Annotated in this window: 14 protein-coding genes; 9 read left to right on the top strand and 5 right to left on the bottom strand. The window is 56.3% G+C overall.

The genetic code is table 11. The features are described from left to right. Positions 1-31: 31 nt before the first annotated feature. The 3 genes from EF096_RS02820 (at position 32) to lepB (ending at position 1,777) form a co-directional block, all read left to right on the top strand. Positions 32-475, top strand: coding sequence for a thiol-disulfide oxidoreductase DCC family protein (locus EF096_RS02820; protein ID WP_123888102.1), 444 nt, complete (start codon positions 32-34; stop codon positions 473-475). Next, positions 465-869, top strand: coding sequence for a DoxX-like family protein (locus tag EF096_RS02825; protein WP_218565690.1), 405 nt, complete (start codon positions 465-467; stop codon positions 867-869). The genes EF096_RS02820 and EF096_RS02825 overlap by 11 nt, the downstream gene beginning before the upstream one ends. A 71-nt stretch (positions 870-940) precedes the next feature. Further along, positions 941-1,777, top strand: a complete 837-nt coding sequence (gene lepB / locus EF096_RS02830; protein WP_158611229.1) for a signal peptidase I — start codon at positions 941-943, stop codon at positions 1,775-1,777. 17 nt (positions 1,778-1,794) lie between these two features. Here lepB and EF096_RS02835 read toward each other — a convergent pair whose 3' ends face one another. From EF096_RS02835 to EF096_RS02845, 3 genes are read right to left on the bottom strand one after another with little or no spacing between them, the layout of a single operon-like run. Next, positions 1,795-3,171 carry a TRAP transporter large permease gene (locus EF096_RS02835; protein ID WP_123888104.1) on the bottom strand — a complete coding sequence of 459 codons (1,377 nt, stop codon included), beginning with the start codon at positions 3,169-3,171 and terminating at the stop codon, positions 1,795-1,797. After that, a complete protein-coding gene (locus tag EF096_RS02840) occupies positions 3,171-3,731 on the bottom strand; it encodes a TRAP transporter small permease subunit (RefSeq protein WP_123888105.1) in 561 nt (186 codons plus the stop codon). The genes EF096_RS02835 and EF096_RS02840 overlap by 1 nt, the downstream gene beginning before the upstream one ends. Before the next feature lie 55 nt (positions 3,732-3,786). Continuing rightward, positions 3,787-4,179: an acyl-CoA thioesterase gene (locus EF096_RS02845; protein WP_092287122.1), complete on the bottom strand. Its 393-nt coding sequence runs from the start codon at positions 4,177-4,179 to the stop codon at positions 3,787-3,789. Positions 4,180-4,427: 248 nt separating this feature from the next. Here EF096_RS02845 and EF096_RS02850 point away from each other — a divergent pair, with 248 nt between their 5' ends. The 5 genes from EF096_RS02850 (at position 4,428) to phoU (ending at position 11,086) form a co-directional block, all read left to right on the top strand. After that, positions 4,428-5,396, top strand: a complete 969-nt coding sequence (locus tag EF096_RS02850) for a PstS family phosphate ABC transporter substrate-binding protein (protein ID WP_123888106.1) — start codon at positions 4,428-4,430, stop codon at positions 5,394-5,396. Between the two features lie 120 nt (positions 5,397-5,516). Further along, positions 5,517-7,793 carry an ABC transporter permease subunit gene (locus tag EF096_RS02855; RefSeq protein ID WP_123888107.1) on the top strand — a complete coding sequence of 759 codons (2,277 nt, stop codon included), beginning with the start codon at positions 5,517-5,519 and terminating at the stop codon, positions 7,791-7,793. Positions 7,794-7,811: 18 nt separating this feature from the next. Next, complete coding sequence (gene pstA, locus EF096_RS02860; RefSeq protein WP_123888108.1) at positions 7,812-9,479, top strand: phosphate ABC transporter permease PstA; 1,668 nt, start codon at positions 7,812-7,814, stop codon at positions 9,477-9,479. A gap of 27 nt (positions 9,480-9,506) precedes the next feature. After that, positions 9,507-10,340: a phosphate ABC transporter ATP-binding protein PstB gene (gene pstB / locus EF096_RS02865; protein WP_123888109.1), complete on the top strand. Its 834-nt coding sequence runs from the start codon at positions 9,507-9,509 to the stop codon at positions 10,338-10,340. A 14-nt stretch (positions 10,341-10,354) separates the two neighbouring features. Continuing rightward, complete coding sequence (phoU, locus tag EF096_RS02870) at positions 10,355-11,086, top strand: phosphate signaling complex protein PhoU (RefSeq protein WP_123888110.1); 732 nt, start codon at positions 10,355-10,357, stop codon at positions 11,084-11,086. A 64-nt stretch (positions 11,087-11,150) separates the two neighbouring features. Here the strand turns inward: phoU and EF096_RS02875 are convergent, their stop codons facing one another. Further along, positions 11,151-11,465 (bottom strand): c-type cytochrome, encoded by a 315-nt coding sequence (locus tag EF096_RS02875; protein WP_123888111.1) that lies wholly within the window; start codon positions 11,463-11,465, stop codon positions 11,151-11,153. A gap of 378 nt (positions 11,466-11,843) precedes the next feature. Between EF096_RS02875 and EF096_RS02880 the strand changes: the two genes are divergently transcribed. Then, the gene (locus EF096_RS02880) at positions 11,844-12,749 is read left to right on the top strand and encodes a response regulator (protein WP_123888112.1); all 906 of its coding nucleotides are present in this window, start codon (positions 11,844-11,846) and stop codon (positions 12,747-12,749) included. A gap of 5 nt (positions 12,750-12,754) precedes the next feature. On the opposite strand, the gene phoR is transcribed toward EF096_RS02880, so the two are convergent. After that, the gene (gene phoR / locus EF096_RS02885) at positions 12,755-14,047 is read right to left on the bottom strand and encodes a phosphate regulon sensor histidine kinase PhoR (RefSeq protein ID WP_123888113.1); all 1,293 of its coding nucleotides are present in this window, start codon (positions 14,045-14,047) and stop codon (positions 12,755-12,757) included. Between the last annotated feature and the right edge of the window lie 19 nt (positions 14,048-14,066).

Below are 14,066 nucleotides of genomic sequence, written 5' to 3' on the forward strand. Positions count from 1 at the left end.
GTCTTTGTGTGTTCTGGTGTATGCTAGCGGCATGATCAGTGAACGCGAACCCTCCGGGCTAAACTCAGCTGCGCCAGATCGCATTATCCTCTTCGATGGCGTCTGCAAGCTCTGTAATGCCTGGGCAAACTTTATTATCAGCCATGATTACCAGCGGGTTTATCGGCTGTGTAGTGTGCAGTCCGCGTCTGGTGAGCGTTTATTGCGGCAGTATGGCTATCCGACGGATCGTTTTGAGACCATGCTGGTGTTGCAGCAGGGGCGCTGCTCTGCCAAGAGTCAGGCTTTCTTGCAGGTGATGAGCGGGCTGGGTTGGCCTTGGCGCGCCTTGGTGGTGTTGCGGTTGATCCCCGAGCCGCTGCGTGATTGGCTGTATGACCGCATTGCGCTTAATCGTTACCGACTCTTCGGTAAGTATGACTATTGTCGCTTGCCCACCCCTGATCACGCGGAGCGTTTTGTCGATGGCCATTAATGCCCTGATGCACACCACCTTTATCTGTCGTCTGGGTTTGGGGTTTCTGTTTGTTTACCACGGTTTACTGCCGAAAATTCTGTTTCTCAGTCCGGTAGAAGTCAGCCTGGTGGAAGCCAGCGGGTCGGGGGTGTCGGCCAATATCGCCTCGCCTCTGGCGGGTGTGCTGGAGATCGTACTGGGACTGCTCATTGCCTTACGTTTGGGGGGTAAGGCACCAATCTATCTTGCGGGCCTGTTGCTGATCGCTTTGCTGGTCTACGTGGCAGTACTCAGTCCGGCGCTGCTGGTAGAAGCCTTCAATCCGGTGACAACTAACCTGCTCGGGCTCTTGCTGTGCTATTTGATTCTGCGGTTGGAGTCGATGCCATTGCCGTCCCGTGCGGCGGTTTGATCATTCCACAAGGAATCTAGCCGGTTGGCCGTGGTCCTAAGCGTGTGTTATTACCCACCGAGGAGTTGTTTTTGATCGCCGTCAGACCCCCAAAGTTGTGGATCGCCTTGCTGCTGGGTATCTTCCTGCAGCCCTTTGTTTTTCTCTACGTCAATCGCCCCAGGCTATTCTGGTCCTACCTTTTTGCGGCACTGCTGATCGCGGCGGTCGATTGGTATTTTGTGCTCAGCCTGCACCTGCTGTTCAGTGTCATCTGCCCGTTGCATGCCTGCTGGCTTGTGCGTCGCTGCGATACAGAGCAGCCGCGGCCCTGGTATAGCCGTATATGGGTGGTGATCGGGTTTTATCTGGGACTGCTGCTGAGTATTTTGCTGGTCCGTGCTTTCCTCTATGAGCCGTATGCCGTGCCTTCAGCATCCATGCATCCAACCCTGGTGGAGGGGGATGTGGTGGTGGTGCAGAAATGGGGTTATGCCCAGTCGGCACTCTTTGGTTACGCGCTACCGGGTTCTGCCGCAGTAGCCCCAGAGCGGCTGCAGCGTGGCAATGTCTACGTTTTTTACCCGCCGGATCGGGATAACCTGTTTGTGAAACGTCTGATGGCGCTGCCTGGTGACGTGATTGCATTGACCGAACAGGGTGTGGTGATCAATGGCGAGACCTTACCAGAGGCGCTATTAAGCGATACCGAGGAGTTAACCCGATTTTCGGAACGCCTGGATGGTCTCGAATATCAGGTTCAATACCTCAAGGGGTTGCCGAAACAGCCCATTCGTACCTTTAAGGTGCCAGCGGGCCGCTACTTTTTCCTTGGCGATAATCGAGAAAACTCTGCCGACAGTCGCCACTGGGGTAGCGTGCCGGCACAGCGGATTGTTGTCGAGGTCGTTGCAATCGTACCCAAATGAGACTGGCGGCAAGTCGTTTAACGCGCCATCAGCCCCGGTAGCCAGGTGACCAGGCCCGGCCAACAGGCCGCGATTATGAGCATCAGTATTTGAATCGCGATGAAGGGCAAAACGCCGCGGTAGATCGCGGATGTTGGCACGCTGGCTGGTGTCACGCCGCGCAAGTAGAACAGCGAGAAGCCAAACGGCGGGGTTAGAAACGAGGTCTGCAGGTTCAGCGCGATCATCACCCCAAGCCACACCGGATCCAGCCCCATGCTCAGCAGCACCGGTCCAACAATGGGCACCACCACAAAGGTAATTTCGATAAAATCGAGAATGAAGCCAAGGAAGAAGATCACCAGCATGACCACCAGGGTGGCGGTAAACACGCCGCCGGGTAATTGCGCGAACAGGTGATGGATCAGATCGTCGCCGCCGTAGCCGCGAAATACCAGCGAGAAAATTGAGGCGCCGAGCAGAATCATGAATACCATGGCACTGATCTCGGTGGTGGCCTGCGCCACCTCGCGCAGCTTGCCTATCCCCAGTTGACGCTTGCTGAGGGCCAGCAGGCTGGCGCCGAGTGCGCCAACGGCGGCAGCTTCGGTCGGTGTTGCCACGCCGGCGAGAATGGAGCCCAGCACGGACATGATCAGCAGCAACGGTGGTAGCAAGCTTATCAACACCCGCCCCCAGGATACCTCTGCCCGCTCTTCACGCGTTAATGCTGGCAGTTTGTTTGGTTGCCAGATGGCCACGCCGACCAAATACAGCAGATACAGACCCACCAGTATGAGACCGGGCAGCAATGAGCCAATAAACAGATCGCTGACGGTGACGGTTTTGGGTGAAAAGATCCCCATACGCGTCTGCGCCTGTTGGTAGGCGTTAGACAGCACATCGCCCAGCAGCACCAGAATGATCGAGGGCGGAATGATTTGGCCCAAGGTGCCGGTGGCAGCCAGGGTGCCAGTGGCGATTGAGGGGTCGTAACCACGGCGTAGCATGGTAGGTAGCGCCAGTAGACCCAGAGTTACCACGGTTGCGCCGACAATTCCGGTACTGGCGGCCAGTAATGCACCGACAATGCAGACGGAAAAGGCCAGGCCGCCGCGCAGGCCACCAAACAGCCGCGACATGGCGTCGAGTAGGTCTTCGGCGATCCGCGATTTTTCCAGCATTACCCCCATGAACACAAACAGTGGCACGGCGAGCAAGGTTTGGTTATTCATGGTGCCGAACAGGCGGCTGGGCAGCGCGCCCAGAAAGCTCGGCTCAAACAGATCGAGGGCGATACCGGCGCCAGCGAACAGCAGGGACATGCCGCCAAGCGTAAAGGCGACGGGATAACCGGCCATCAGGGCCAGACAGATACAGATGAATAGCGCTACTGCCATGTATTCCACACCCATTACAGATGCTCCTCATGGCTGATAGGTAAATGTCTGGGTAAAGCACCGAAGATGACGGCTAGGGTCTTGATCAGTTGCGATACCGCCTGCAACAACAGGCTGGCCACCAGCAATAGAATGAAGCTTTTCTGGATGTAGACCCATTGCAAGCCACCGGCGTCGGCAGAACGCTCCTGGCGCTGCCAGGCCACGCTGACGTAGTCCCAGCAATTCCAGGCTAAAAACAGACACATGGGTAGTAAGAACAGCAGCGTCCCCGAGAAGTCGATCAGCGCTTGGCCGTGTGCAGAAAAGCGGCGGAAGAAAATATCTACCCGCACATGCGCGTCGCGCTGCAGGGCCCAGGCAGCAGCGCCCATAAAGGCCAGTGAGTGACCATACATGATCAGTTCCTGGGTGGCGGTGGCGCCAATATCGAAGCCGTAGCGCAGCACCACAATCAGACAGGTCAGCAAGACCATGAATACGCTTAGCCAGGCAACACTGCGGCCTAGCCAATGGTTAATGTAATCAATGGCACGTGCCAGCGTCAGGCTGGCAGAGAATAGCGGGCTGGGCATATCAGCGGGCACTCGGTCGGGGTGGCCGCGCAGTTATTCCGGCCCCAGCAGCGGGTCAGGACGGGATAACGCGGGTCCGGCCACGGTCATCAATGGCAACGAAGACAAAGGTAGCTTCGGTTACTTTACGGCTTTCATCATGGGCCAGATCTTCGCTCCAGACTTCGACCAGCATCTTGATCGAGCTGCGGCCGATATCCAGTACGTCGCAATGAAAGGCCAGCTGGGCACCCACAGGTACCGGAACCATGAAGCCCATGCGATCGATTGCCACGGTAGCGACGCGACCACGAGCGATGCGCGCAGCGGTGCTGGTGCCCGCTACATCCATCTGGGCTACCAGCCACCCCCCATAAATGTCGCCAAAGCTGTTGCAGTCGCGGGGCAGGGTGGTGATTTTCAGAGCCAGTTCACCCTGTGGAACCGGATCCATATCTAAGTCGTGCATTGAACACTCGAGTCGTGGTCTATTTGTATTTGTTGTGCTGGCCAGCAAAGCAAGTCGAAAAAAACTGGCTAAGCCGCTTATGGTAAGGGATTGAGGCGGGTGTCTCAATCATTCTATTGTTGCGTGTGGCGGAGTTGAGTACCAGTTGGTGTGTTTCACACAATTGTCATAATTCGGGAATAGAGTTGTCACATCACGCTTTGATACTGAGTCGCGTGTTGCAAACACTACCTCACTAGGAGAATGACATGAAACTCAAGCGTATGTTCGCTGCTGTGACCTTCGCTGCTGCCGGCCTGGCTGCCAGCTCAAGCTTTGCTGCCGTTGACCAGACCCTGGAAGATTACCAGCGCGTTGGCGGTGTTTCCGGCAACCTGTCCAGCGTTGGTTCCGACACACTGGCTAACATGATGACGCTCTGGGCCGAAGAGTTTAAGCGTCTGTACCCTAACGTCAATGTCCAGATTCAGGCCGCGGGTTCCTCTACTGCGCCGCCAGCACTGACTGAAGGTACATCCAACCTGGCTCCCATGAGCCGCATGATGAAAGACAGCGAAATCCAGGCATTCGAAGAGCGTTATGGCTACAAGCCTACTGCTGTTCCTGTTGCTATCGACGCCCTGGCTGTATTTGCGCACAAGGATAACCCGATCGAAGGCCTGACTATGGCTCAAGTTGACGGTATCTTCTCTTCAACTCGCTTGTGTGGCGGCGAAGAGCTGACTACCTGGGGCCAGCTGGGTCTGACGGGCCAGTGGGCTGATCGCGACATCCAGCTATATGGTCGTAACTCGGTATCTGGTACTTACGGTTACTTCAAAGAGCACGCACTGTGCAAAGGTGACTTCCGCAGTGGCGTAAACGAGCAGCCTGGTTCGGCTTCTGTTGTTCAGTCTGTTAGCCAGTCGCTGAACGCAGTAGGTTATTCCGGTCTGGGTTACAAGACGTCCAGCGTTCGCGCTGTTCCGCTGGCCAAGGCTGAAGGCGACGAGTTCATCGAAGCCAACGAAGAAAACGCTATTGCTGGTACTTACCCGCTGTCACGTTTCCTCTACGTTTACGTGAACAAGGCACCAAACGACGAGCTGGCCCCGCTGGAGCGTGAGTTCGTCAAGATGATGCTGTCCAAGCAAGGTCAGGAAATCGTCTTCAAAGATGGTTATGTGCCTATGCCCCAGCGCGTTGTCGACAAGGTTCACGCCGAACTGGGTTTCTAAGCATCAGTAGTCGGTTGGGCAAGGACGCCTAAGTGACAAGGGGCGTGTCTATGACACGCCCCTTTTTACCGTCATAACCATGTAACCATTTTGTCACATTGACCCTGTAGGGTGTGCGCCATGACTATGCAATCATCACCCAAGACGTCCCGCGTCGATTTCAATACGCCAGCGATGCAGCGCCATCGGGCCGTGCGTCACTTCAAGGATCATCTCACCCGCTGGTATGTCGCGGTGGGTGGCCTTGGCGTGATTGCTGCCGTGTTGCTGATCTTTCTCTATTTGCTCTCTGAAGTGCTACCGCTGTTTGGCGGTGCAGACATCGAGCAGCAAGAGCGCTACTCCACACCCTGGCTAGATGTGGCTGATCCGCCGTTGATGCTGGCGATGGAAGAGCAGGGCGAGGTGGCGATTCGTGTCTCCGAATCCGGTCAGGTGACCTTCTTCAAAACCGCAGACGGCAAGCTGATTTCTGAACAGAGCCTGCCCATACCCGAAGGCGTGACGGTATCCAGCTTCAGCGTGGAAAGTCCGAACACTCGCCGGTTTGCTGTTGGTCTGAGCAATGGTCAGGTCATCATCGGCAAGCACAACTATAAGGTGACCTACCCGAACGATGTTCGGTTGATTACCCCCGAATTGAAATTCCCCTACGGTGCTGAGCCGCTCATTCTGGATAAACAGGGGCGTGCGCTGGAGCACGTAGCCATGAGTGGCAATGACAGCGGCCTGACATTGGCAGCTAACGTAGGGCGCGAGCTGCTGGTAACGTCCATCAGCCGCCAGGAAAATATGATGACCGGGGAGGTGACTACCTCCCAGAGCGAGCTGACCCTCAACCCGGCGCAAGGCGAAGTGGATAATATCCTCATCGATCCGCTGCGCCAGTGGATGTATGTGGTCAACGGCGGTCAATATGTGGACGTGCTGTCGCTGCGCGCGCGCGGCGAGCTGAATGGACACTACAAGGTGGTCGCCGCCAAAGACGCAACGGTTACTGCCAGTAACCTGATGCTTGGCGGCATCTCGCTGATTATTGGTGATAGCCAGGGCGGCTTGCAGCAGTGGTTTATGGTGCGCGGCAATGGTAAGCCTGCACTAACCCCGGTCAGAAGCTTTGACCAGCAGGCCGGTGAAGCGATACAGCTGATTCAGCCAGAGGAGCGCCGCAAGGTATTCCTGACGACAGACGCTGATGGATATCTGGGTATCTATAACTCGACTGCGCATAATAATCTGCTGGTTGAGCCACTGGACAAGCAGCCAATACGATCTTTTGCTATTGGTCCGCGTGCTGATCACCTGCTGGTTGAGCATGACAACGGTGAGTTGAGCTACTGGAACGTCGATAACGAGCACCCGGAAATCTCCTGGTCATCGCTGTGGGGCAAGGTCTGGTACGAAAGCTATCCGGAGCCTGATTACGTCTGGCAGTCGACATCGGCTACGTCCGAATCCGAGCCCAAGCTCAGCTTGGCGCCCCTGACCTTTGGTACCTTGAAAGCAGCGTTTTACGCGATGATTTTGGCCACGCCGATCGCCATCGCCGCAGCGGTCTATACCGCTTACTTCATGGCTCCGGGCATGCGTCGCAAGGTCAAGCCGATCATCGAGTTGATGGAGGCACTGCCGACCGTCATTCTGGGCTTCCTCGCGGGCTTGTGGCTGGCGCCGTTACTGGAGGACAACCTGCCGGGCATTGTTTCCTTGCTGGTTCTCCTGCCCGTGGTATTTATTAGTGTGGCGTATCTCTGGAGTCGTATGCCAGAGCGAGTGCGCCTGACGGTTCCGGATGGCTGGGAGGCGGCAATATTGATTCCTGTCACCATGCTACTGGGGTGGGCCTGCTTTGAGTCCAGCGTCTACATAGAGGCCTGGTTCTTCGGGGGCGATATGCGGGTTTACCTGACGCGTGATCTGGGCATCGATTTTGACCAGCGCAACTCGCTGGTGGTGGGCCTGGCCATGGGCTTTGCGGTTATTCCGACCATTTTCTCGATCGCCGAAGATGCTGTATTCAGCGTGCCGCGCCATTTGACGCAAGGGTCGCTGGCCCTGGGTGCCACGCCCTGGCAGACCATGAGCCGCGTCGTCATCCTGACCGCCAGTCCGGGCATCTTCTCCGCCGTCATGATTGGTATGGGGCGCGCCGTAGGTGAAACCATGATCGTACTTATGGCAACGGGTAATACGCCGATCATGGACTGGAATATCTTCGAAGGTATGCGCACGCTGTCAGCCAACATCGCGGTAGAAATGCCGGAGTCGGAAGTTGGCAGTACGCACTATCGCGTACTCTTTTTGGCCGCACTGGTGTTGCTCAGCTTCACCTTCCTGATGAACACGGCAGCAGAGCTGATTCGACAGCGCCTGCGCAAGAAATATGCCTCACTCTGACCTACAGGAATGCACACAGTGAAACAGAGTAACTTCACAACCTGGTTCAAAACAGGCAGCCCCTGGGTCTGGATGAATGCCGGCGCGGTCGCCATCGCGGTGATCATGACCCTCGGCCTGCTGTTCCTCATTGCCGTTCGTGGTCTTAGCCACTTCTGGCCGGCCGACCTTATGGAGGCCGAGTACACCATTCCGGGTCAGCCAACGATTACCTTGATCGGTGAGGTGACCACCCGCGAGCAGGTACCGACTGAGCGCCTTAAAGGTGCCGGCTTGCCGGTTGATCCGGAAAAGTCCGAGTTTATGGAGCGCGAGCTGCTGAAAGTCGGTAACCGTGATCTGTACGGCGCAGACTTCCGTTGGATCGTGGCCGATTGGCTGACCGACGAGCGCTACCCGGAAGACATCATCGCGATTGAGCGTCGTGAGTGGGGTAACTTTTACGGTTACCTGCTGAGCGTCAATCAGGATGGCAAGGTCGTCGAAGGTGAGCAGGCCCGTCAGACGTTAGAGGCCGCTGTTGAACGGGCGGAGAGTATCTACGCAGAAATCCGCGCGCTGGAAACCGGTGATATCGGCAAAATCAACTCAGAGCTGGAGCGCTTGCGTTTGCGCGAACGCGGCTATGAGCTGGATAACGCCTTGACGGCTGATCGTGAGGCACAGATCGAGGCTGAGCGTGCCGTACAGAACGCGCAGTACGCTGAACTGGAAGCCAAGCTGGTTAATTTGTATACCGCCTTCAATCGGGATAGCCTCATGGCGCGCGCCATGGACGGTCAGGAAAAGCGCATCAGCCTGTCAACGGTGGTCCGCGTATTCCGGCCCAACGCCATGGGTATTACCGATAAGGTTGGACACTATTTCGCCAAGCTATGGGAATTCGTCAGCGATGAACCCCGTGAGGCCAATACCGAGGGTGGTGTATTCCCGGCAATCTTCGGTACCGTGATGATGGTGTTGCTAATGTCGATCATCGTGACCCCTTTTGGTGTGCTGGCCGCGGTTTATCTGCGCGAATATGCCAAACAAGGCGTGGTAACCCGGATTATCCGGATCGCGGTTAATAACCTCGCCGGTGTGCCCTCTATTGTTTACGGCGTATTTGGTCTGGGCTTTTTTATCTACTTTCTCGGCGGCAACATCGACCAGTTGTTCTTCCCTGAGTCGTTGCCAGCCCCAACGCTGGGTACGGGTGGTCTGCTATGGGCCTCGCTGACCCTGGCGTTGTTGACCGTGCCGGTGGTCATTGTAGCGACTGAAGAGGGGCTGACGCGCATTCCACGTTCGCTCCGCGAAGGCTCGCTGGCGCTGGGTGCGACCAAGGCCGAGACGCTGTGGAAAGTGATTTTACCGATGTCCAGCCCAGCGATGATGACCGGCCTGATTCTGGCGGTAGCGCGTGCAGCCGGTGAGGTGGCTCCGCTGATGCTGGTCGGCGTGGTCAAGCTGGCTCCCACGCTGCCGTTAAACGGCAACTATCCCTATTTGCACTTGGACCAGAAGTTTATGCACCTGGGCTTTCATATCTACGACGTCGGCTTCCAGAGCCCGAACGTTGAAGCGGCTCGCCCTCTGGTTTATGCCACCGCTTTGTTGCTGGTTGGTGTGATTGCCTCGCTGAACTTTGCGGCGGTAGCGATTCGAAATCACCTGCGCGAAAAATACAAAGCGCTGGAAAACTAATAACCCTTTCAACGCGGACTCAAGACTATGTCTAACAGTACCAAAAACCATGCAATGGATATGAGCGCCCTGGGTCGCCCCCATGAAGAAATGAGCATGGACCAGGAAACCATCGCGCTGGAAGTGCCTGGCCTGAGCCTGTTTTATGACACCAAGCAGGCGTTGCATAACGTCAGCATCAAGATTCCTCGTAACCGCGTAACGGCCTTTATCGGTCCGTCAGGTTGCGGTAAGTCGACCCTGTTGCGCTGCTTTAATCGGATGAACGACCTGGTCGATAGCTGCCGTGTAGACGGCGAAATCCTGCTGGACGGCCAGGATATTTACGCCAAGGGCGTGAATGTCTCCGAGTTGCGTCGCCGCGTTGGCATGGTATTCCAGAAGCCGAATCCCTTCCCAAAATCGATTTACGAGAACGTTGCCTATGGCCTGCGTATTCAGGGCGTAAACAACAAGCGTACCCTGGATGAGGCCGTCGAGTGGTCGCTTAAAGGCGCCGCACTCTGGGATGAGGTGAAGGATCGTTTGAATGAGTCGGCGCTCGGTATGTCCGGTGGTCAGCAGCAGCGTCTGGTTATTGCCCGCACCATTGCGGTTGAGCCGGAAGTGCTGTTGCTGGACGAGCCTGCCTCGGCGCTGGACCCGATCTCGACGCTGAAGATTGAAGAATTGATCAATGAACTCAAGTCGAAGTTCACCATTGTCATCGTGACCCACAACATGCAGCAGGCGGCGCGGGTGTCCGACTACACTGCCTTCATGTACATGGGCGAGTTGATCGAGTTTGGTGATACCAACACCCTGTTTACCAACCCGTCGAAAAAGCAGACGGAAGACTATATCACTGGCCGTTACGGCTAACCGGGGATTGCACCATGCCAGATAAAGAACTGTTTAAGCAGCACATATCCCAGCAATTCAATTCCGAGCTGGAAGAAATTCGTACCCAGCTGCTGGAAATGGGTGGGTTGGTCGAGAAGCAGATCAACGATGCGATTGTGGCGCTGATTGAAGGCGATGCGAAGCTGGCCGAACAGGTCCGCGAGAAGGACGACGCCATCAACCAGATGGAGTTGGATATCGATCAGGAGTGCATGCGCATTCTGGCGCGCCGTCAGCCAGCTGCCAGCGATCTGCGTCTGGTGATCAGTATCAGCAAGATCATCGTCGATCTGGAGCGTATCGGTGACGAGGCCTCCAAGATCGCTCGTCGCGCCATTGACCTGGTTGAAGCTGGGCAGGCGCCCAAGGGCTATGTTGAGTGCCGGCATATTGGCCATCATGTGCGGCGTATGGTGCAGGAGGCGCTGGATGCCTTTGCGCGCATGGATACGGATCAGGCGTTTTCGGTAGCGCGCGAAGATAAATCGGTCGACCAGGAATACAAGTCGGCTATGCGCGAGATGATCACCTTCATGATGGAAGATCCGCGCTCCATATCGCGGGTGCTTAACATTCTTTGGGTGCTGCGTTCACTGGAGCGGGTGGGTGACCATGCGCGCAACGTGGCAGAGCATGTGATCTATCTGGTCAAGGGTATCGATGTACGCCATATCGGTCTCAAGCGTATGGAAGCTGAAGTGCGCCGGGAAGATAATCCGGAGTAAGCTCGATAGCCGCAGGACATAAAAAAACCGCCAGATGGCGGTTTTTTTAGTGGGTTGGTTTGACTCAGTTATGGCTGAGTACCCACTCGGCCAGTATTTTGGCCTCTTCGTCGGTTACCTGGTTTGGCGGCATGGGAATCGGGCCCCATAGTCCGGAAATGCCGTTTTTGATGTGGCCAGCGACCGTTTCCACTGCACCTTCCTGTCCGGCGTACTTCTTGGCGACCTCGGTGTAGGCTGGGCCGACCAGCTTGGTGTCGATTCTGTGGCAGGCGACACAGGCCTTGCTGTTGTACAGATCTTCACCTGCACTAGCGAATACCGTACCGGCGGTCAATAAGGCGCCGGTAGTCATTACCGATAGCAGTATGCGTTTCATAAGGAAGTCCTCACGAGCTTAACGGAATAGGCAGTTTGACCTGCTTGTAGTGAGCGCTTTGCGAGCGTCTTTCTGAGATTAAACATGGACGTTATTTAGCCAAATGGCAAGTGACGCTTTGTCACGTCTCGGCGCTAGCGCAGTGGACGGGGTGATCTCATAGCTGGTCCGATAAACCAGGCTTGCATCGTGGCAGTGGCGCGCCTGGAATGCGCAGCCGGCTGTTACTTCAGCCGATTAAAACCTTAAGTTTCCAGCAATCTTACCGAAATAGTGCGGTGTAAATGCTTTCAATAGCGGCTCTTTGCTGCAAAGCTACTGAGGTATTTATGGCGCTCTGCGCTAAGCTAGGAGCATTACTAGAGGAATCAAGAAACCATGGCAAAAGTGTCAGTCCTGATCGTCGATGATGCGCCTTTCATTCGAGATCTGGTGAAAAAGGCTCTACGTAGCTACTTCCCCGGTTTGCAGATCGAGGAGGCCATCAATGGCCGCAAGGCGCAGCAGGTGCTGGAGCGCAGCTCGTTCGATCTGATTCTGTGTGACTGGGAAATGCCGGAGATGGGCGGTCTGGAGCTACTCCAGTGGTTTCGCGCGCAGCCGGATAGAGCGAAAGTACCCTTTGTCATGGTGACCAGCCGCGGCGATAAGGAAAACGTAGTTGAAGCCATTCAGGCTGGCGTGACCGACTACATTAGCAAGCCCTTCACCAACGAACAGTTTATCACCAAGGTAAAAAAAGCGTTGCAGCGCGCAGGTAAGTTGGACTTGTTGCAGGGGCGGCAGGCACCTACACCCAGTGCCGGCATCGCGCAGGGGTCAATAGCAAGCCTGACCGGTGGTCGCAATACTGAGGCACCGGCGGCAGCCCGGCCGGCGCAGCCAGCCAAGCCAACCAATCCTGTTCCCGGCGCCCCGGCTTCGCCACCCCCTGCGGCGGCTCAGTCCGTGCGCGGCCAGGCTCAGCTGCGATTGCCTGGCCAGCAGTTTGGTTGTGTGATCAAAACCTTAAGCCTGCGCGATGCACTGGTGGTTGTGCGCCGTGGCGAGCGTATGCCGCAGGTATTTGAAAGCGGGGTGCTGGATCTGGAGCAAGACAGTGATCAGTCGGTCGCGCGTCTTAACGTCTATATCCATGCGGTTGCCGCGTTGGAACCCAATGTAGACTGCGAGTGGGTCAAGGTCACGCTCAAGTTTGTAGATCAGGATCCGCAGAAACTCGATTACCTGTCGCGATTGGTCGCCTCAGGCACGGCACAGCAGCATTACAGCCCCGGGGCCTGATGCCCTCAGCTCGAGCGACGAGCAGGGAAGTGGCAGATAAAGGTGCTGCCTTCCCCCAGGCGGCTCAGAATTTCCAGCCGGCCCTGATGGCGCAGCAGTACGTGCTTGACGATCGCCAATCCCAGCCCCGTTCCTCCAGTATTGGTACTGCGACTGGAGTCAACGCGGTAGAAACGTTCGGTTAATCGGTTGAGGTGCTGCGGCGCGACACCGACGCCATTATCCGTTACAGACAGGTGCTGCCCGGCATCGTCACTCCACCAGTGCAGTTTGATCTCGCCTTGCTCAGGCGTGTATTTCACGGCATTAAAGGCCAGGTTTGAGAAAGCACTGCGTAGCTCGCCTTCAACGCCATGCAGACGGGTGTTGCCCTCAATCTCCAATGTTACCTGGTGACCTTGCTCGCCTGACAAGGCTTGGGCATCCTTGCGGATACTTTCCAGCATCGGCTTCACGTCAATGTACTGATCGTCGCTGGTATGGTCTGAAGTCTCAAGGCGCGCTAACAGCAGCAAGTCATTGAGCAGGCTCTGCATGCGGCTGGATTGCTGCTGCATCTGCTGCAATGGTCGCTTCCAGCGCGGATTCATGTCGGCTTCGCTATCGAGCAGCGTTTCCACGTAGCCCACTACGACCGTAAGCGGCGTGCGTAGCTCATGCGAGACGTTGGCCACAAAATCCTTACGCATTTGCTCAAGGTTGTGTAGTCGGGTTACGTCGCGCACCACCATCAAGCGCTCGCCCAGGCCATAGCGAGTAACGGCATACTGCAGTTGGGTGTTCAGGTTGATGGGCGAGTGAATTTCCAGCGGCTCGCGAAAGTCGCCACTTTCGAAATACTCGATAAAGCGCGGATCACGTATCAGGTTGTTGACGTGCTGGCCGCTATCATCCGGCGTGCGCAGACCGAGCAGCCGCTCTGCGGAGTGGTTCCACCATTCCAGGTGACCCTCTTTGTCGATCATCACGACGGCATCACGCAGAGCGGCAGTTGAGGATTGAATGCGGTCGATGACAGCCTGCAGACGCGCACGCATGCGCCCGTCGCGTCGTTGCAAATGGTAGATGCTATCGAAAATTTCTCCCCAGACGCCTTTGGCTTCTGGTGGTGGCTCATTCGGGTGTGTGCTGAGCCACTCATAGAAGCGCGACATCTGACGTAGGGTCCAGGCCAGATAGAACCCCAGGCCCAGCGCCAGGGTCCAGGCTGGCTGCTCAATGATCCAGCCAACCAGCAGGCAGACCAGTACCAGCAACAGAAGCTGGCTCAATACCCGGCTGAAACTGTTTTTACCCACAGGAGCTCCTTCGCCCGCT

It is taken from the genome of Pseudomonas neustonica, assembly GCF_003797945.1.
In the GTDB taxonomy this organism is placed as follows: domain Bacteria; phylum Pseudomonadota; class Gammaproteobacteria; order Pseudomonadales; family Pseudomonadaceae; genus Halopseudomonas; species Halopseudomonas neustonica.